Source organism: Agrobacterium sp. 16-172Ci (assembly GCF_053522725.1).
The window spans coordinates 45063-64496 of the sequence record NZ_JBNWBW010000026.1 but is presented as its reverse complement, the minus strand read 5'-3'; the positions used below and the strand labels follow the sequence as shown (position 1 = coordinate 64496).

Genomic DNA, 19434 nt, shown 5'->3' with positions numbered 1-19434 from the left:
TCAGAACGGCGAATCCGGGAAGTAGAACTGCTCGGCATTGTCCTTGGTGATGAGCGTCGCATCGAGGATATATTCACCCGCAACCGGCACCTGATCATAGAAATGCCCGGCCGTCAGCTGCATGGCGGTCGCCACCATCGCCGGCGGGTAGAGCACGTCGACCGGCACGAGCTTGTCGCCGTCCATGACCTTCTTGATCATGTCCTTGGAACCGGCGCCCGCAACGATGTACTGGATATCGGTGCGTTTCGCCTGCTGGATGGCTTCCAGCACGCCGATAGCCATGTCGTCATCCTGACACCAGACCACGTCGATCTTCTTGTACTTGGTCAGATAGTCCTGCATCACGCGGAAGGCGTCGTCGCGGTTCCAGTTGCCGTACTGGCGGTCGAGAACCTTGACGCTGGAACCGGCGATACCCTTGTCGAAACCATCCTGACGCTGCTGGTCGATCGGGATCGGCAGACCGCGAATGACCACGACCTCGGCGTCAGGCGTCGTCTTCTTGATGTATTCGCCGGCCACCTGGCCAAGTGCGGGGTTGTTGCCGGCAACATAGAGATCGCGGATCGAATTGTCGTTGACGCTCGGCGCGCGGTCGACCAGCGCGACGAAGGTGCCCTTGTCCTTGATCTCCTTGATGGCGTTGACCAGCGGATCTGGATCGGACGGCAAGACGACCAGCGCATCGAGCCCCTGCACGGCAAGGTCCTGCAGCGCATTGGCCTGATTGGCGGCGTCCGGCGACGTCTTGACGATGACGTTGAGCCCCGGATGTTCCTGCATCAGCAGCTTCGCCACACGCTCGGCATGGTAGACGACGCCGGCCGTCCAGCCATGGTCGGCCGCTGGAATGGATACGCCGATGGTGACCTTCTTGTCCTGCGCATGCGCTGAGCCCGCCAGCATCGTGGCCAGCGCGGCAAAGGCCACGCCGATGAATTTACTACGCATAGTCTCTTTCCTCCCAAGACCGGGGCGTTCCTCCTTCAACCGCGCCTGCCCCACATGGCGCGGCGTGATACGTCACCTGCGGCTGAGCGAACGCTGCACCAGCATGGCAATGATGATGATGGCCCCCTGAATGGCGCCGATCAGATATTCGCTGACGAAGTTCGACAGGATCATGATGTTGCCGACGATCTCCAGAATGAAAGCGCCGCAGATCGTCCCCCAGATGCGCCCTACCCCGCCCCTCAGCGCCGTGCCGCCGACAACGACGGCAGTGATGGCCTGCAACTCCCACAACATGCCTGTCGTGGCCGAAGTGGAAGCGAGGCGCGGCACGTAAAGCAGCACCGCAACGGCGACACACAGCCCCTGAACCACATAAGCGATGGTGCGGACCCGCGCGACCGAGATGCCGGAATAACGCGCCACATCCTCGCTCGACCCTACTGCGGTCAGATGCCGCCCGTAACGGGTGCGGTAAAGCACGAAGGCGGCTATCGCAGCGGTGACGAAGATAACGATGACCGGCACCGGCACGCCCAGGACGTTGCCGAAATAGACCGGACGATAAAGCGTCTGGATTTCCGGGTTGCGCAGCGTGATCGCCCCGCCCTGCGACAGCCATGTGGTCAAGCCGCGATAAATGCCCATGGTGCCGAGCGTGGCGATGAAGGGTTCGATACGGCCAATGGTGGTGATGAGGCCGTTCGTCAGCCCGCAGGCAGCCCCGATGGCGAGCGCCAGCGCCATGGCGGTAAGCAGCATTGAAAGCGGACTGGCGATGGCGCCGCTATTCATGAACAGGATCATCAGGCTGGCGACGAAAGCCACCATTGCGCCCACCGAAAGATCGAGCCCGCCCGATGTGATGACGTAAGTTGCGCCGAGCGCGATGATGGCGATGAAGGCGCTCCGGGTGATGACGTTCAGGAGATTGTCGATGCCGATGAAATTGGGATTGGCGATGGTTCCGAGAACCAGCAGCAGGGCCAGCGCCACGAAAGGCGCGACGGCGCGCAGATCCCAGTCCTTCGAGGTCTTCGGCGTTTTGCCGTTGTCAAATGCGGCCTCAGTCATGTTTCCCCTCAGTCTCTTTTGTCAGGCCATGTTTCCCGGCACACGGGCGCTCAGGCGGGTTCCTGCGTATGAACGCCAGTCGCCAGCGCCACGATGTCGTTTTCGGTCATGCGCTCACCTGTCACCTCGCCGACGATCCCGCCCGACCGCATAACCAGAATGCGGTCGCAGATGCCGATCAGCTCCGGCATTTCCGAGGAAACGACGATGATAGAGCGCCCCTCATCCGCGAGCCTGGCGATGAAGCGGTAAATCTGTTCCTTGGTGCCGATATCGATGCCGCGCGTCGGTTCGTCGATGATGACGATGGACGGATCGATGAGCATCATCTTGGCCAGAAGCAGTTTCTGCTGGTTGCCGCCGGAAAGCTGGCCCGCCAGCAGATCCTTGCGTCCGGTACGGATGTCAAAATCCCGGACCGCATCATCGAGCGCCGCCGTTTCCCGGCGGGTATCGATCTGAAACAGCCGGCTGAATTTCTTGAGCGAAGCAAGCGTGAGATTGACACGCAAATCCTTGGTAAGCAGCAGGCCCTTGCCCTTGCGGTCCTCGCTCAGATAAACGATGCCGGCTTTCAGGCTGTCTTCCGCCTTTGCGAAATGCACCGGCCTGCCGTGATGACGCACCGTTCCCCGGCCGGCGCGCAGGCCGAGTATTCCTTCCATGAGCTCCGTTCTGCCCGCGCCGACCAGACCGGCGAAACCGAGAATTTCGCCCCTGCGCAGGCTGAAACCGGCATCCTGAGCATAACCCGGAACAGTAAAATGCTCCACCTGCAGAACCGGCTCGTGCTCGCCGCCGGCGGCGCGGTCCGGATAAAGCTTGGCGACATCGCGCCCCACCATCAGCCGCGCCATAGCGGCAGGCTCCAGCGCCGATGCCGGATGGGAGGCGACCAGCCTGCCGTCTCGCAGAACCGTCACCCGGTCGGCAATCTCCTTCACCTCCGGCAGACGATGCGAAATATAAAGCACGGCCACGCCTTTCGCCCGGATGTCCCTGATGACATTCAGCAGCGCATCCGTTTCGATGGGCGTCAGGCTCGCGGTCGGCTCATCGAAAATCACCACGCGATGCGGCACCAGCAGAACGCGGGCGATCTGCACCAGCTGCCGCTGGGCAATCGACAGGCTGCCGACAATGGCGTCCGGATCGATCGTACCGCCGAGATCGGCGATTGCCTTGCGGGCGCCGGCGCGCATGGCGCGATCGTCCACCATGGCGCCCCGGCGCATTTCGCGACCGAGATAAATGTTCTGCGCCACCGTCAAATCCGGGGCCAGCAATATTTCCTGATGCACGAGAACGATGCCGCGATGTTCGGCATCCACCGGACCGCTCAGCGTAACGGCTTCGCCATCGATGCGGATTTCGCCGCCCGACGGCTTTTCATTGCCGGCCAGCAGCTTCATCAGCGTCGACTTACCGGCGCCGTTCTCGCCAATGATCGCGTGGACCTCACCGGCGCGCACCGCGATCTCTATATCCTTGAGAACCTGTACCGGCCCGAAAGACTTGGACAGCCCAACCGTCCGGATAAGGGCGTGGTCTGGAGATTCGTCAGCAAAAGCCATGTGCCGTCACCGGTATCCGGTGTGAACGGACGGCGTTTGCCCCTTGATTTTATCTGAAACGACCATCTGCGAACTCCTCCCAAAGCTCGAGGAAGAAGCTAGCGTCCGTTTTGAGGTACGTAAAGCAAATTTCGCTGGTGTTTTAGAATACACTCAAATTTGACCACAGGAACCGCAAGCCAGAGGGTCGCGAAAGTCCCGTCATGACGCGGAGGAGCGCTGGAACCCCTTCATCAGACGGTGCACGGCTTCAGCACCCTCCTTGGCCAGATCGAAACGCTTGCCGAACAGCAGCCAGTCGGAGCACATGCCTTTCAGCAGCCAGTAGAGCGCGTCGAGCGCAGAGTCCGCTGTCCAGTTGTCGTTGAATGCGCCTTCCGCCTGCGCCCGCGCGAAAGCGCCCTCGAGCCGATCCTTGTGATACCGGTCCAGTTCCTCCTGCGCGTGCAGCACCGGGGCGAACTCATCGGAGTAATTGGTGCGCAGGCTGATGGTCATGATGCGCTGGCGTTGCTCATCTTTTGAAAGAAGCGTCAGCCATTTGCAGGCCGCTTCCTCGATCTTGGCCAGCAGAGCCAGGCCCCTGACGTCGGGGTCGCCGAAATCGAGCAGATCCGATTCCGGCAGGGAAACCGATTGATAGAGGCCGATAAAGAGATCGCTCTTGCTGGAAAAATGCCAGTAGATCGCCCCGCGCGTAACGCCGGCCGCAGCCGCCACCTCATCCAGAGAGCTGTTGGCCACGCCCTTCTTGAAGAACACCCGCTCGGCAGCGGCAAGGATCGCCTGACGGGTCTCTTCTGCCTCGGCCTTGGTTCGGCGCATGCTGATGTCTCCTTCCAGTCGCGGCACGGCGCTTTCGCACCGTGCCCTGTTTGCGGTGCCGGGCTGTCAGTCAGATGAACGCATTCACGTGACTTTTCGCCCAGCCGTCACACCCGTTTTATTCCGCCGGCGATACGGCGTCAGCAGCAATCTCATTCTCCTTCTTCCGATCCCCGAAAATCTTCATGACGAAGACGAAGAAGACGGGAACGAAGAAGATCGCAAGGATCGTCGCCGAGATCATGCCGCCGAGCACGCCGGTGCCGATGGCGTTCTGGCTCGCCGCGCTGGCGCCCGAAGCAATCGCCATCGGCAGCACGCCGAGCGAGAAGGCGAGCGACGTCATCAGGATCGGCCGGAAGCGCAGATGCGCCGCCTCCACCGTCGCATCATAGGTGGATTTTCCTTCCGCCCGCAGATCCTTGGCGAATTCGATGATCAGGATCGCATTCTTGGCGGACAGGCCAATAATCGCGACGAGGCCTACGAGGAAGTAGACGTCGTTCGGCATGCCGCGCAGCATCACCGCCGCCACCGAGCCGATGACGCCGAGCGGCACCACCAGCATGACGGAGAGCGGAATGGACCAGCTTTCGTAAAGCGCTGCCAGCAGCAGGAAGACGAACAGAACGCTGAGCCCGATCAATGCCGGCGCCTGCGAACCGGACTGGATTTCCTGCAGCGACTGGCCGGTCCATTCGAAACCGAAGCCGCTCGGCAACTCACCCGCTAAGCGCTCCATTTCGGCAATGGCGTCGCCGGAGGAATAACCGGGCGCGGACTGGCCGCCGATACGGACCGCCGGATAGCCGTTGTAACCGACCACCTGCGAAGGACCGCGTACCCATTCCACCGTTGCGAATGAGCTCACCGGCACCATGCCGCCATTGGCATTGCGGACGTTGAGGTTCAAAAGATCCTCCGTCTTCATGCGCTGGCCTTGTTCCGCCTGCACCGTCACGCGCTGCATGCGGCCTGCGTTAGGGAAGTCGTTGACGTATGACGAACCCATATTGGCCGAGATGGTGGCGTTGATGTCGCTGAAGGTGACGCCGAACGTATTGGCCTTCTCACGGTCGATGATGAGATTGACCTGCGCCGCATCCGGCATGCCTTCGATACGAAGACCGGCAAGGATGGGGCTCTGACGGGCGGCGGCCATCAGTTGAGCACCGGCCGCGCTGAGAGCCGCCTGTCCCGCGCCCGAGCGATCCTGCAGGCGGAAGGTGAAGCCGCTGGAATTGCCGAGGCCCTGGATCGGCGGCGGCGACAGCGCAAACGACATGGCGTCCGGAAGACCCCACAGCTTGGCGTTGACGCGCGCCGATATGGCGGCGGCGGAATCGTTCGGTCCGCGTTCGCTCCAGTCCTTCAGGGTGGCGAAGGCGAGACCCGCATTCTGGCCGGAGCCGGAGAAGGAGAACCCCGAAACCGCAATCACACGATCCACGGCCGGCTCTTCCATGAAGATCTTTTCGATCTGCTGGATGGATTGCAGGGTGCGGTCGCTGCTGGCTTCCGCCGGCGCCTGAATATCGACGATCAGGTAGCCCTGATCTTCGTTCGGAAGGAAAGAGCTCGGCAGTTGCATATACGCCCAGCCAAGACCGACCAGCAAAGCCGCGTAAATGACCATGAAGCGGCCGGAACGCTTGATGATGCTGCCGACGGACGAGGAATATTTGTGAGAGGCCTTGTCGAAGCCGCGGTTGAACCAGCCGAAGAAGCCCTTCTTCTCATGGTGCCCGGCCTTGATGGGCTTCAGGAACGACGCGCAGAGCGCCGGCGTGAGCGACAAAGCAAGGAAGCCCGAAAACAGGATCGACACCACCATTGTCAGGCTGAACTGCTGATAGATGATGCCGACGGCGCCCGGGAAGAAGGCCATGGGCACGAACACGGCGGTCAGCACCAGCGTGATGCCGATGATCGCGCCGGAAATCTGGCCCATCGCCTTGCGGGTGGCCTCCTTGGGCGACAGATGCTCTTCCGCCATGATGCGCTCGACATTCTCAACGACGACAATCGCGTCATCCACCAGAATGCCGATGGCGAGAACCATGGCGAACATGGTCAGAACGTTGATCGAGAAACCCGAGACATACATGATGGCGCAGGTGCCGAGCAGCGCCACGGGCACCACCAGTGTCGGGATGATGGTGTAGCGGATATTCTGCAGGAAGACGAACATCACCACGAAGACGAGGATGATCGCCTCGATCAGCGTGTGAATGACCTTTTCGATCGAAATCTTGACGAAGGGGCTGGTGTCATAGGGAATTTCATATTCCAGACCCGGCGGGAAATATCGGGAAAGCTCTTCCATGGTGGCGCGAACGCCCTCGGAGGTCTGCAGCGCATTGCCGGTGGGCGAAAGCTGCACGCCGATGGCGGCGCTCGGCTTGCCGTTCAGGCGGCTCGAGAAGTTATAGCTTTCGCCGCCCACTTCCACCCGCGCGACATCGCGCAGCCGTACGGACGAGCCGTCCGGATTGGCGCGCAGCACGATGGAGCCGAATTCTTCCGGCGAGGTGAGCTGGCCCTGCACGTTGACGGTTGCGGAAATCTGCTGGCCGATGGGATTTGGCGATGCGCCGATGCGGCCGGCAGCCACCTGCGAATTCTGCGCCTGAATGGCGCCGATGACGTCGTTCGAGGTGAGACTGAGGCCCAGCATCTTGTCCGGGTCCATCCAGATACGCATGGAGCGCTGGGTGGCGAAGAGCTGCGCGCTGCCGACACCGGGAACGCGGCGCAATTCGCCGAGCACGTTACGGCTGAGATAGTCGCCGAGACCGATGGCGTCCGTGTTGCCGTCGACGGAGGTGAGCGCCACCATCATCAGGAACGACGTGCCCGCCTGCTCCACGCGCAGGCCCTGCTGCGTCACCGCCTGCGGCAGGCGGGGTTCGACGCGCGCAATGCGGTTCTGGACCTCCACCTGGGCTTCACCGATGTTGGAGCCCGGCGCAAAGGTGACGTTGATGGAAATGCGACCCGAGGATTCCGACGTCGATTCGAAATAGATCAGGCCTGGAACGCCGTTCAGCTCTTCTTCGATGGGACGCGTGACGCTCTGGTAAATATCCTCCGGCGACGCGCCCGGATAGGTCGTCGAGACGGAGATCTGCGGCGGGGCGACATTCGGATATTGCGCAATCGGCAGCATGGGAATGGCGAGCAGGCCCGCCAACATGATGAAGATGGCGACGACCCAGGCAAAAATGGGCCGATCGATGAAAAAACGTGCCATGAAATCGGTCCTTATTGCTTCGCAGCCGGAGCCGCGCTCTCGCTGTCAGCGGCGGTGGCGACATCGGCCTCATCGGACCACGGTTCCGGCTTCACTTTCGCGCCCGGAGCGGTCTTCTGGAAACCTTCGGCCACGACGCGGTCGCCATCCTTCAGGCCTTCGGAAATTACCCAGCGATCGCCGATGGAACGGCCGACGCTGACACGACGCTGCTCGACCGTGTCTTCGGCATTGACGACAAGCACGCTCGCCTGACCACCGGCATCGCGCTGAACCGCCTGCTGCGGCACGGCGAAGGCCGCTTTCTGGATACCCTGCTGGATCTGCACACGGACATACATGCCCGGCAGCAGATCGCCGTTCGGGTTGGGGAACTCACCGCGCAGCGTCACCTGACCGGTGGTTTCATCCACCGCCGCTTCGGAAAACAGCAGGCGGCCGGGCAGCGGGTAACGGCTGCCGTCATCGAACAGCAGGTTGACTTCGGCTTCGTTCGGGCCGGTCATCAGCTTACCATCCTGCAGGGCCTTGCGCAGGCGAATGAGATCGGCTGCCGGCTGGGTGAAGTCGGCATAGATCGGATCGAGCTGCTGGATCGTCGCCAGATTTTCCGAGCCGGTGGCGCTGACGAGGGCGCCTTCCGTAATACGCGCGCGACCGATGCGGCCGCTGATCGGGGCTTTGACTTCGGCATATTGCAGATTGAGCTTCGCCTCCGCGACACCGGCTTCGGCCACGGCCACCTCGGCATCGGCCTGTGCCAGCTGGGCGATGGCGTTGTCGAATTCCTGCTGCGAACCGACGTTTGAACGGCGCAGCTGCTGCTGCCTGTCGGCCGTCTGCCGCGCCTGAAGCTGCGCGGCCTGCGCCCGGCGCAACGTGCCCTCGGCGCTGTCGACACGCACCTGGAACGGCGCGGGATCGATCCGGTAGAGAACATCGCCCTCCTTGACCAGCGAGCCCTGTTCGAACACCCGTTCCACGATAATGCCGGAGACACGCGGGCGCACTTCGGCAAGCCGCGTCGGCGCAATGCGTCCCGGCAATTCGTTGGTGATGGGCAGTTCTTCCTGGCTCACCGTCACGACCTTCACCGCACCGGGCGGCGGCGCGCCGGGCGCAGACGCCTGCTCATCGCTACATCCGACAAGAACGATGCCCGTCAACAACACCGCCGCGATCTGCCCCAATCTCTTCGCCATACTGCGCTCCGAATCCATAAAAAATGTCACATTTACATACATACTAAGACGTATGTAAAATTTCGGCAATGAAATTGTTGCAGTGCAAAAGCCGTCTCACGCGCTTGTGAAGGTGCGTGAGACGGCTTGCGGAAAGCGCTGTAATTCGGGAATGGAGGACTAACTGGCGTTCGAGGCAGGACATATCGCGACGAGCCGGAGGCGACAGCCGGACGGATGAAGCTTTCCGCTGTTTCCGTCGCGACCAAACCACCACTGCGTGGTTTAGATTCCGCGACAACATTCTCTCGACGTCATCCTCGGGCCTGTCCAGAGGATCTGCAACCGATTGATTTTATTCGACGTGACTAGATCTTCGGCATGGGGCTGAGGGAATGCCCCACGACGCCCTCACTACCCCTCAGGACAGACGCTTCAACGAGGAGGCTTCCGGCTGCGAGCCGGGTTTCGTCGTGTCGTTATTGTCGGCGGATCTGTTGCGCAGCGCCGCATAATAGGCGTTCTTCTGCTCGTACATGTTCATATCGGCGCGGCGTACCAGCGATTCCATCGTCTCTCCGACCTCGCTGGTGGCCACGCCCAGTGACAGGCTGAGCGGCGCGCTGGAATAGAACTGGTTGTTGATCTTCAACAGCTCATAAACGGTTTCGACCATGGCGGCGGCCACCTGCCTGTCGGCGCCGGGAAGAAGGATGGCGAATTCGTCGCCGCCAATGCGCGCCGCATGGTTCGGCGCGGTCACCACGCCATTCAGCACCTCGCCCACACGCCGCAACAATGCGTCGCCGGCATCGTGTCCCAGCCTGTCATTGGCGTCCTTCAGGCCGTTGAGATCGATGACGATGGCCGAAACCGGCCTGAGCGCACTGCGCTCCAGCCGGTTCAGCTCGTCCGAATAGAAGGCACGGTTGTGCAGCTTGGTCAGTACATCGTGCTTGCCGAGATATTCGAGATAGGCTTCCGCCTTCTTGCGCGCGGTAATGTCCGTCAACGCCACCTGCACCAGCGACCAGTCGCGCTCATGGCCCGGGAAGACGGAAAAATGCAGGAGCACATGCCGCTCCGACCCGTCAAGCGCGTAATTCACCACCTCGCGATGGTGGGTGAGATTGCCGTTCCAAAGCTCCATCAGCTGTTCCCGGAACGGCTTTTCCATCTCGCCGCGGAAAATATCGCCAAGCCGCTGCAACAGAACCTGCCGGTCCGGCGCGCAGAACAGGTCGAGCGTCGCGCGATTGACGTCGATGACGCGGATTTCGCTCATGCATTGCCGCACGAATTCGGGATGGACATCCATGAACACACGGAAATCGATGATACCGCGCTCCCTGACCTCCTCGATCAGCCGCCGCACCCGGCTGAAATCCTCCACCCACAGGGAAACGGGCGAATGTTTGAACATGCCTTCGGCGTAACGGCGGTTGAGAAGCTCCTTGCGGCGCGCCTCCTCCCGCTCCGTCACATCCTCGGTGGTCAAAAGCAGCCGCCCGAGGGTTTCTTCATGGCCGGGTATGACCGCGCCGCGCAACTGGATATCCAGCCGCTTGCCGCCGATTGAATAATTGACCGCGTTGCTGGTGAATTCCGTCTTGCCCGCCCAGAGCTCGGAAAGCTCGTTCACATGGCTCTCCAGCATGTCGTCACGAAAAATCCGGTGGAGATTGTCGACGAGATGCGCCTGATCGCGAGCCTCGAACAGTTCCAGCGTCCTGGCGTTGACCTTGATCACGCGGATTTTCTGCGAGCAGGCCGCCACCCTCGATAAATCTTCCAGAAGAAACGCCCGGATATCCTCGACGCCCTGCGATCGCCAGATATCGAACTGGCTTTTCACCTCGCTGAAATCCTCGATCCACATCGCCACGGGGGCAAGATTGAAGACATTGGTATCGATTATCTCATTCATACGGGAGGTCTTCTCAAGGATAGGAGGCGAATGCCGAAACGGTGCGCAACGGCGATAGCCGTCCGCATAACCGGATTTATTAGTGATATTCGATCTAACGCAAGCATTTATCGCGCAATCCGGCGGTTTGCGCGATAATTCATGGGTTTCGGCGATATGACGCCCGTTACCAGAGCTTCACGTGCCGGTTCACATCCTTATAGAGCAGGTAACGGAAGCGGCCCGGCCCACCCGCATAGCAGGCCTGCGGGCAATAGGCGCGCAGCCACATGAAGTCGCCCGCCTGCACTTCCACCCAGTCCTCGTTCAGCCGGTAGACGGCCTTGCCTTCCAGCACATAAAGGCCGTGTTCCATCACATGGGTTTCCATGAAGGGAATGGTCGCGCCCGGCTCGAAGGTAACGATGTTGAGATGCATGTCGTAACGCACGTCTTCAGGATCGATGAAGCGGGTCGTCGCCCATTTGCCGTCCGTATCCGGCATGGCCGACAAAGCGTGCTCATCCTCATGCGTGAAGATAGCCGGCGGCGGCTCCAGCCCGTCGACCGCCTGAAACGCCTTGCGGACCCAGTGGAACTTGACGGGCGCCTTGCCCGAATTGCGAAGCTGCCAGCGGGAACCGGCCGGCAGGAAGGCGAAGGAGCCCTCCCGCAAGGCATGCGGCACGCCCTCGAATTCCACGGTCATTTCGCCGTCGACAACGAAGATCGCCGCTTGCGCCCTTGCGTCCGGTTCCGGCCGGTCGCTGCCGCCGCCCGGCTGCACCTCGACGATATATTGCGCGAAGGTTTCGGAAAAACCCGTCATTGGCCGGGCGATGATCCAGGCCCGGGTGCCGGTCCAGTGCGGCAGCACGCTCGTCACGATATCGGACATTACGGTTTTGGGGATGACCGCATAGGCGGTCTTGAACACCGCCTTGCTCGACAGAAGTTCCGTCTGTCCCGGCAGACCACCCATATCCGAATAATATCTCTTCATTTCAGCCATTCCATTCTGCAACGCATTCGGCGCGGATTCTTAGGCCCGCGCCGGCGTTTAATCAAATGGTTATTGGCAAGCAGAGACTGGCCCGAAGGATGTCACGCCTTCTTACGCATCGTAGCGTAGACGATATTGTGGTTCTCCCCGAAGAACACATCCGCCTCGATGCCTGCAGGATCGGCGCTGGCGTTGACGATTCGCCACATATCCGCCTTGGAGCGCAACAGCAGCGCCCAGTTCATGAAGGTTTCCATGTAACCGTCGACGACGATGTCTTCCGAGAAATTGGCGAAGAGGAACATGCCGCCGGGCTTCAGCATTTCCATGCAGCGCCGCGTGAGTTTGATCGCCACGCGGTCGTTCAGATAGTCGTAGAGACCGGCCGCGTAGATCAGATCGAAAGTGCCGAGTTCCTGCGTGCGCAGGACGATATCGCGCACGGAACCGTCGATCGCCTCGATGCAGCTGCCGTTGAAATCGCGGGCGACGGAACCGACGCTCAAGGGGTCCTGATCGAGCGCCACCCAGCGCTTGATCTTGCCCTCTTTCAGCGCCACGGAGGCATCCGCCTCACGCAGATGGCCGGAAGCGATGGTGAGGATTTCCGTCTCACTACCATGCCGGGCCGCAGCTTCATCGACGAACCGTGTCAGCAAATCGCGCCGCTCGCGCACGGCGACCGAGGAACTGGCATCCTTCGTGTAGTCGTAAAGGGCCGCACCGAGCGGCGTGGCTTTATTTACCAGTTCGGCAACACTGTCGTGGCCATAAATGAAATCGAGCAGCTGCGCATCGCCCGAATAACCCCGCGGCTTTTCGAAAGACCAGCGCGTGAACGGGTCCTCCAGAAAATGAACCGAAACAGGGTGATTCTGCACCAACGGAATCAGTTCAGCCCACACGCTGGAGTGGAGCTTCTCACGCAGACCATGCAGTGCGCCCGCCGTTCTATGTATTATCTCACGTGCTGAAATACGATTGTCGAACTGCTTCTGTGCCAATTCGAGAATGAGCGCAATCTCTGCTTTCGCAACGGCGAACTGCTCATCGAATGTTTCCGTTCTGCGTGCAAAAATCTCTTTTGCGACAGTATCCGGGGTAATCAGACTTGCCCCGTCAAGATTTTTCTTCTTTACCCGCACCACTTCAGCCTCCAGTATTAACACATTGTTAACTATACGTTTCTGGGAGGCGGAAGGCCACTCGCTTTCGATTTTTGAGCGGTGTAGGGATACATTAGTAAATTAGCGTATTTTTTTGGTCACACTCGTGAGGACGGGAGAAAGCAGATACGCGATTTAGTGAAACTTAATGTTGCGAACGTATGATGCGTTCTTCCTTTCCATGTTCTCCGCACGCATCGGCAGAGATCGACGGGAACCCGCACTGGGTGCGACAGCACACGGAAAAGTGGAATAAGCAGTTACTTAATAAAGTATACGCAACACTATGGGAAAGTGCATGAAGCACACATTGGGAGAGGTGAGTGGACAGCAAGACTATCGGCGGCCGGACTCCCGGTTTTCTGATGAACTCCTTGCCCTTTACCAGCAGGAAGGTGAGCGCAGCCGCCGCGGCTCTATCCGGCGGGGCCTGTGGACCGCTGTCTTCATCTATCTGCTGTTTGCCGCAACCGACATCATTCTGATACCCGACGTCGCTTTTTACACCATTATCGCACGTCTGATTGTTGTGCTGTCATCCCTGCTGACGCTGGAGATTCAGCTAAGCAAGGGCGCCAGCACCACGGCGCTCGATCTCACCTGCGCCACCGCTCTCGTCATGGGCTATATCGGCTGGCTGCTGCCGTCGCTGTTGACCGACAATACCGAAAACATGTCCTATTACATGGTTTTCGGGGCGATCTTCATGATGGGCGCCAATCTGTTTTTCACCTTCCGCTTCCATCTGTCGCTGGTGTCTTCAGGCATTATTCTCGTCACCTATTTTCTGGCGGCAACGCAGTTTCCCGAAGACAGCTTCTACAAGTTCGCCTTTGGCACCTTCTACATATCGTGTTTCGTCTTCACTTCTTACGTAAACTGGAATCTGAACCGGGAGCGCTACCACGTCTTCGTCAACGGGCTGGAGGCGAAGGCCCAGCAGAAGGCGGCTGACGAACGTGGCCAGGCGCTGCTGCGGCTTTCCAATACCGACTCCCTGACCGGCCTGCAGAACCGTCGCGCCATCGACCACCATCTGCGCCTGCTGTGGGACAACTGGATCAGGAAGGAAGAAGGCTTTGCCGTTTTCCTGATCGATGTCGACTTCTTCAAGAAATACAACGACCGTTACGGCCACCAGGAAGGCGACAAATGCCTGGTGACGGTGGGCAAAGCCCTGCAGGATGCGATCACCGAACACGGCGCTTCCATCGGCCGCTATGGCGGTGAGGAATTCATCGTGCTGGCGCCGTTCAAATCCAAGCAGCAGGTGGGTGAGCTTGCCGAGACGATCCGCCACACCGTTGAAGACCTGTCGCTTGCGCATGACCAGCGCCGGGATGGCACCTTCATCGTCACCGTCAGCATCGGTGCGTCCTTCACCCGTCCCAATGCGGACGGCAAGCTGGAAAAGATCATCAACGAGGCCGACCGCGCGCTCTATATCGCCAAGGGCAATGGCCGCAACTGCATGAAGCTGTTCGATCCGGACGATCCGCAGACCAGCGACGAGACGGAAAACATTGCCGCCCTGCTGAAAATCGCCGTCGCGGAAGATCTCGTTTCCCTCGTCTATCAGCCTATTCTCAACGTTTCGACCAATGAGACCGCGGGGGTCGAAGCGCTGATGCGGCTTCGCCTGCTGGATGGCAATCCAGTCGCACCCGGTATTTTCATTCCGATTGCCGAACGCACCGGCACGATCATGGAATTGGGCCTGTGGACCATCAAGACCGTCTGCAAGCAGATACTGGCCGATGACAAGGTGGCCGTCGTCAGTGTCAACGTGTCGCCGATGCAATTGAAAAATCCGGGTTTCGCCACCTCGGTGGCCGCCATTCTCGTGGAGGCGGGAATTGCCGGCAACAGGCTTGCCTTCGAAATCACCGAAGGCGTCGACATGGAAATGCATTCGGACGTGCTGCGTTGTCTGAACGACCTGAAAACGCTCGGCATCAATATCTGGCTGGATGATTTCGGAACGGGTTTTGCCGGCCTTTCGTGGCTGCGCATGACGGATTTCGATACCGTCAAGATCGACCGCTCCTTCCTGCACGACAGCAAGACCCCGCGTGGCCGGGCGATGCTGCAGGACATGATCCGCCTCATCCGCAATCGCGGCCACAAGATCCTGATCGAAGGCGTCGAGACCGAGGAACAGCTGAGGCTCGTGCGTCAGATGGAAATCGACTACGCGCAGGGCTATTATATCGGTCGCCCCATCGGGGCCGAAAGGCTGGGCGCGGCGGCAGCGCCCTATCCGCGCCCGAATATGCTGCTGCGACCCGCCTGAACACGGGATGACGGCGGAACGACGCCGTCAGCCGCAGGCCGCTTTAATGATAAGCGGGCGGGTTAACCGAGAATTTTGCAGCAAGTTCCGAGAAGGCCGCCCGCGTGACGGGATCGACAGGAGCCCCTTCCCTCTCCCGCCTTGCCGCCACCGCCCACTCCCGGTCACCCGGCGCCATGACCTTGCAATCCTCCCGCACGGGGGATCCGCGCAGGACCTCGAGATAACGTTTCATGCCCTCGTCGAACACCTCGCGCTCCAGGAAGGCTTCCGGCTTCAGCGCCAGAACGAAGGCCCCAAGCCCGCGCGGCGTGGAAAAATCCGGCCCGCCCATGGGAGCGATATCGAAGCTGAGTTTCATGCCCGTGAGAACAGCGCTGAAAATCTCGACCATTCCCGCAAGTGCGGCCCCCTTGAAACCGAACTCGCCGCCGACCGGGGCAAGCATTTCAACGGCATGGGGATCGCGGGTATCGACGCCGTCGCCGTCAGAGGCCACACCTTGCGGCAATTGCTGGCCGAGGCTCCGGTAAAGAAGAACACGGTTATAGGGCACCGCGCTGGTGGCCATATCCAGCAGCCAGGGCATATCGTCCGCTGCCGGCACACCGATGGCGATTGGATTGGTGCCGTGGAAACGCATGGCGCCATCGTGCAGGCGCACGAAACTGTCGGAGTTGCAGAAGGTGAGGCCAATATAGTCCTGCCGCGCCGCTTCCAGCGCATATGCGCCGGCCGGGCCGAAATGCGATGAGTTGCGGATCGCCACCGCGCCAATGCCGAATTTTTCCGCGAGCACCATGGCGCTGTCCATCGCCGCATAGGTGGCGCGGGCGCCATGGGCGTGGTCGGCGTCGATCGTCTCCACCGCGCCGAAGCCCGAAACGCGGCGGATCTGCGGCCGCCGATTGAGACGCCCGCCTTCGAGCGCGGTAATATAATGGGCGAGGAGGCGCACACCGTGGCTGTCCACACCGCGCCTTGTGCCGTGCATCATGGCGCGGGTCGCCGCATCGGCCGTTTCGTCATCGGTGCCGGCGGCCAGAAAAACGGTGCGGCAAAACCGCTCCAGCTCACCCAGGCTCGCCAGAACGGTGGCTTTTTCATTGCTGTGCGCCATGAGGGAATCCTCCCAATTCCAGAATCCATGCCGCACAAGCTATTCACGGGGCGCGTTTTTGCAATCGAATATCGCGCGCCCCGAGGGCTCAATCAGTCTTCCGCTCCCGTGGCATCGTAAGAAGAGCGTTCGCCGGCGATAATCGCGCGTTTGCCGACATGGTTGGCAGGCCCGACGATGCCTTCCTGTTCCATACGCTCGACCAGCGAAGCGGCACGGTTGTAACCGACGGACAGGCGGCGCTGGATATAGGATGTGGAGCACTTCTTGTCGCGCATCACCACCTTGACGGCCTTTTCATAAAGATCGTCGCTATCGTCCTCACCCATGGCGGTCTTGTCGAAAACAGCGGCTTCCTCTTCCGCCTCTTCGTCGGTTTCGTCAGCGTCTTCGGTAACGGTGCCGAGATATTCCGGACGTCCCTGCGTCTTCAGATGCGCGACCACCTTTTCCACTTCCTCATCCGAAACGAAGGGACCGTGGACACGGGCGATGCGGCCGCCGCCCATCATGTGCAGCATATCGCCCTGGCCGAGCAGATGCTCCGCGCCCTGTTCACCGAGGATGGTGCGGCTGTCGATCTTCGAGGTCACTTGAAAGGAGATACGGGTCGGGAAGTTCGCCTTGATCGTACCGGTGATGACATCGACCGACGGGCGCTGGGTTGCCATGATGAGATGGATGCCGGCCGCACGCGCCATCTGCGCCAGACGCTGGATCGCGCCTTCGATTTCCTTGCCGGCCACCATCATCAGGTCTGCCATTTCGTCGACGATGACGACGATATAAGGCATGGCCGTGAGGTCCATTTCCTCCTGCTCGTAGACCGCCTCGCCGGTGGCGCGGTCAAAACCGCTCTGCACGTTGCAGAACACCGTCTCGCCCTTGGCGCGGGCGGCAGCGGCCCTTGCATTGTACCCGTCGATATTGCGTACGCCGAGACGCGACATCTTGCGATAGCGGTCTTCCATTTCGCGCACGGCCCACTTCAACGCCATGACCGCCTTCTTCGGATCGGTAACGACAGGCGTCAACAGATGCGGAATACCGTCATAAACGGACAGCTCAAGCATCTTGGGATCGACCATGATCAGACGGCACTCTTCCGGCTTCAGACGATAGAGCAGCGACAGGATCATGGTGTTGATGGCGACCGACTTGCCGGAGCCGGTGGTGCCGGCGACCAGCAGATGCGGCATCTTCGCCAGTTCGGCGATGACAGGTTCGCCGCCGATGGTCTTGCCGAGGCAAAGTGCGAGCTTCTGGCGGGTCTCGGCATAGTCTGTCGCTTCGATCAGTTCGCGCAGATAAACCGTCTCGCGCACCGGGTTCGGCAGTTCGATGCCGATGACATTGCGGCCGGGCACGACGGCGACACGGGCCGAGAGCGCCGACATGGAGCGGGCGATATCGTCCGAGAGACCGATGACGCGCGAGGACTTGACGCCGGGGGCGGGTTCGAACTCATACAGCGTGACGACCGGGCCGGGGCGGACATCGATGATCTCGCCCTTGATGCCGAAATCCTCCAGCACGCTTTCGAGAAGCCCGGCGCTCTGCTCCAGCGCTTCCGGCGTCATGGTCGTGGTCTGCTGGACGCGGGCCTCCTGCAGAAGATCGATGGAGGGGTATTCATATTCCCCCTCGGCGAAGACAGGCGCTTCGCGGAACATCGGCTGCGAGGCCTGGATGGGCGCGCGTGGCGTGAAGCGCGGCTCGGCCGCAATTCTCTCAACCGGCTGAACCTGCTCCACAGGTCTCGGCGTCTCGACAACCATCGGTGCTTCCGCGACGGGCGGCGGTGCGACTTCCTGTTCCACGACCGGAAGGGCGGCAGGAACGACGGACTGACGCACGCCGATCTCGCGGTAAAGCCGGATTGCGGAACCGCCCGGCACGGTGACGACAGGAGGTTCGGACGAAAGCACGATCGCAGCCGCTGCAGGCGACACGACGGCAACCGGCGCGACTATCGCTGGCGCCGTGACGACCGAATTTGCAAGAACGGCGCGCGTGGACGCAGAAACACCCTCGCCGGCGCCGCCCGGCAGATCGAGCGTCATCACTTCCCAGAAAAGCTCATCCGGCAGATGGGCGGCGAAAGCAGGAATGGCGGCCTGAGCGGCCTCGACAGCAGGCGCGACGGATTGCGGCTGAACCGACGGGGATGCCTGCGGCACAGGCGCTTCCACGGCTACGGAGATACCCTCCTGAACCGGCATCTGCGCAGCTGCAGCCGCCTCCTCCGCCTGCTTGCGGGCAAGCTCCAGCCGCAATTTGTAAGTCAGCGCCCTGGCGCCCCGGGCCTCCGGCGGCTGCGGCAGAAACGGCATGCGCGGCGGCGGCACGCGCTGTTCAGCCGGCTTCACGACGGGTTGAGGGACAGAAACCTCCTGCTGCACGGCGTGTTGCTGCGCCACCGCTTCCTGCTCCACCGTTTCAGGCGGGGCGGCATCCAGAATTTCCTCTTCCGGAATATTGGGTGTCTCGACCGGCATGCGCCGGGCAAAGGCGCTTTCCGGCGTGCGGGTGAAACGCACATTCGGGCCGAGCACGAAAGCATTCTGCCAGCCGGGCATCTCGGCGCGGCCTTCAATGGCATCGGCTGCGCTGACATCGGCATTAGGCCGGGGTGCCGCGCCCGCCTTCATTCCCGCCGTCTGCTGACCGGCAACCGACTGGCCGCCGGCATGACGAGCCTTCTCGCTCCCCTCCCCTACGCTATTGGATGAATTCTGGAATCTGGATCGGGAGAAACTCATGGCAGCGTGCACACTCATCATAAACGTACATATTTCGGTCTCCCTGAAATAGAAAATAAAGGTTAATTACCCCTTTCCAAACGGGGTCACTGCGGCAGATTTTCGCTCCGCCCACAGGGGCAACGAGACACACACGGCCGAAACGCCGGCATCCCAACCACCTAATTTCATTGCGTTAAATCAATTTTCCGGAACATCGCCGCCGGCAGGACCGCAGCACGAGAAAAGCGCATTGCCGCGAGAAAGCATATTGTTTCCGCAATGGCCCGCGCAACGTAAAATCATTGCTGTAAAGCCCGCGAATTAACGTGGACACTGCCGAG

Annotated in this window: 12 protein-coding genes; 1 reads left to right on the top strand and 11 read right to left on the bottom strand. The window is 60.8% G+C overall.

The features are described 5' to 3' along the window. The 9 genes from ACQZ40_RS20445 to ACQZ40_RS20405 form a co-directional block, all read right to left on the bottom strand. Window positions 1-954, bottom strand: coding sequence for a substrate-binding domain-containing protein (locus tag ACQZ40_RS20445; RefSeq protein ID WP_125146278.1), 954 nt, complete (start codon window positions 952-954; stop codon window positions 1-3). A gap of 72 nt (window positions 955-1026) precedes the next feature. After that, window positions 1027-2028: an ABC transporter permease gene (locus ACQZ40_RS20440; RefSeq protein ID WP_448748589.1), complete on the bottom strand. Its 1002-nt coding sequence runs from the start codon at window positions 2026-2028 to the stop codon at window positions 1027-1029. Window positions 2029-2078: 50 nt separating this feature from the next. Further along, window positions 2079-3602: a sugar ABC transporter ATP-binding protein gene (locus ACQZ40_RS20435; protein WP_448748588.1), complete on the bottom strand. Its 1524-nt coding sequence runs from the start codon at window positions 3600-3602 to the stop codon at window positions 2079-2081. A 201-nt stretch (window positions 3603-3803) separates the two neighbouring features. After that, window positions 3804-4427, bottom strand: a complete 624-nt coding sequence (locus ACQZ40_RS20430) for a TetR family transcriptional regulator (protein WP_149741909.1) — start codon at window positions 4425-4427, stop codon at window positions 3804-3806. A gap of 118 nt (window positions 4428-4545) precedes the next feature. Then, complete coding sequence (locus tag ACQZ40_RS20425; RefSeq protein WP_125146280.1) at window positions 4546-7680, bottom strand: efflux RND transporter permease subunit; 3135 nt, start codon at window positions 7678-7680, stop codon at window positions 4546-4548. A gap of 11 nt (window positions 7681-7691) precedes the next feature. Beyond that, window positions 7692-8882, bottom strand: coding sequence for an efflux RND transporter periplasmic adaptor subunit (locus ACQZ40_RS20420; protein ID WP_080858116.1), 1191 nt, complete (start codon window positions 8880-8882; stop codon window positions 7692-7694). A 400-nt stretch (window positions 8883-9282) separates the two neighbouring features. Next, window positions 9283-10788, bottom strand: a complete 1506-nt coding sequence (locus ACQZ40_RS20415; protein WP_065655486.1) for a sensor domain-containing diguanylate cyclase — start codon at window positions 10786-10788, stop codon at window positions 9283-9285. Window positions 10789-10954: 166 nt separating this feature from the next. Further along, window positions 10955-11779 (bottom strand): bifunctional allantoicase/(S)-ureidoglycine aminohydrolase, encoded by an 825-nt coding sequence (locus ACQZ40_RS20410; protein ID WP_078052735.1) that lies wholly within the window; start codon window positions 11777-11779, stop codon window positions 10955-10957. A 92-nt stretch (window positions 11780-11871) separates the two neighbouring features. Further along, window positions 11872-12918 (bottom strand): class I SAM-dependent methyltransferase, encoded by a 1047-nt coding sequence (locus ACQZ40_RS20405; RefSeq protein WP_448748587.1) that lies wholly within the window; start codon window positions 12916-12918, stop codon window positions 11872-11874. A gap of 316 nt (window positions 12919-13234) precedes the next feature. On the opposite strand from ACQZ40_RS20405, the gene ACQZ40_RS20400 reads away from it, so the two are divergent. After that, a complete protein-coding gene (locus tag ACQZ40_RS20400; protein WP_080857213.1) occupies window positions 13235-15229 on the top strand; it encodes a putative bifunctional diguanylate cyclase/phosphodiesterase in 1995 nt (664 codons plus the stop codon). Window positions 15230-15272: 43 nt separating this feature from the next. Here the strand turns inward: ACQZ40_RS20400 and ACQZ40_RS20395 are convergent, their stop codons facing one another. Together ACQZ40_RS20395 and ACQZ40_RS20390 are read right to left on the bottom strand one after the other, a co-directional pair. Continuing rightward, on the bottom strand, window positions 15273-16349 hold the full coding sequence (locus ACQZ40_RS20395; protein WP_448748586.1) for an Ldh family oxidoreductase: 1077 nt from the start codon (window positions 16347-16349) through the stop codon (window positions 15273-15275). Window positions 16350-16441: 92 nt separating this feature from the next. After that, window positions 16442-19132, bottom strand: a complete 2691-nt coding sequence (locus ACQZ40_RS20390; protein ID WP_448748585.1) for a DNA translocase FtsK — start codon at window positions 19130-19132, stop codon at window positions 16442-16444. Between the last annotated feature and the right edge of the window lie 302 nt (window positions 19133-19434).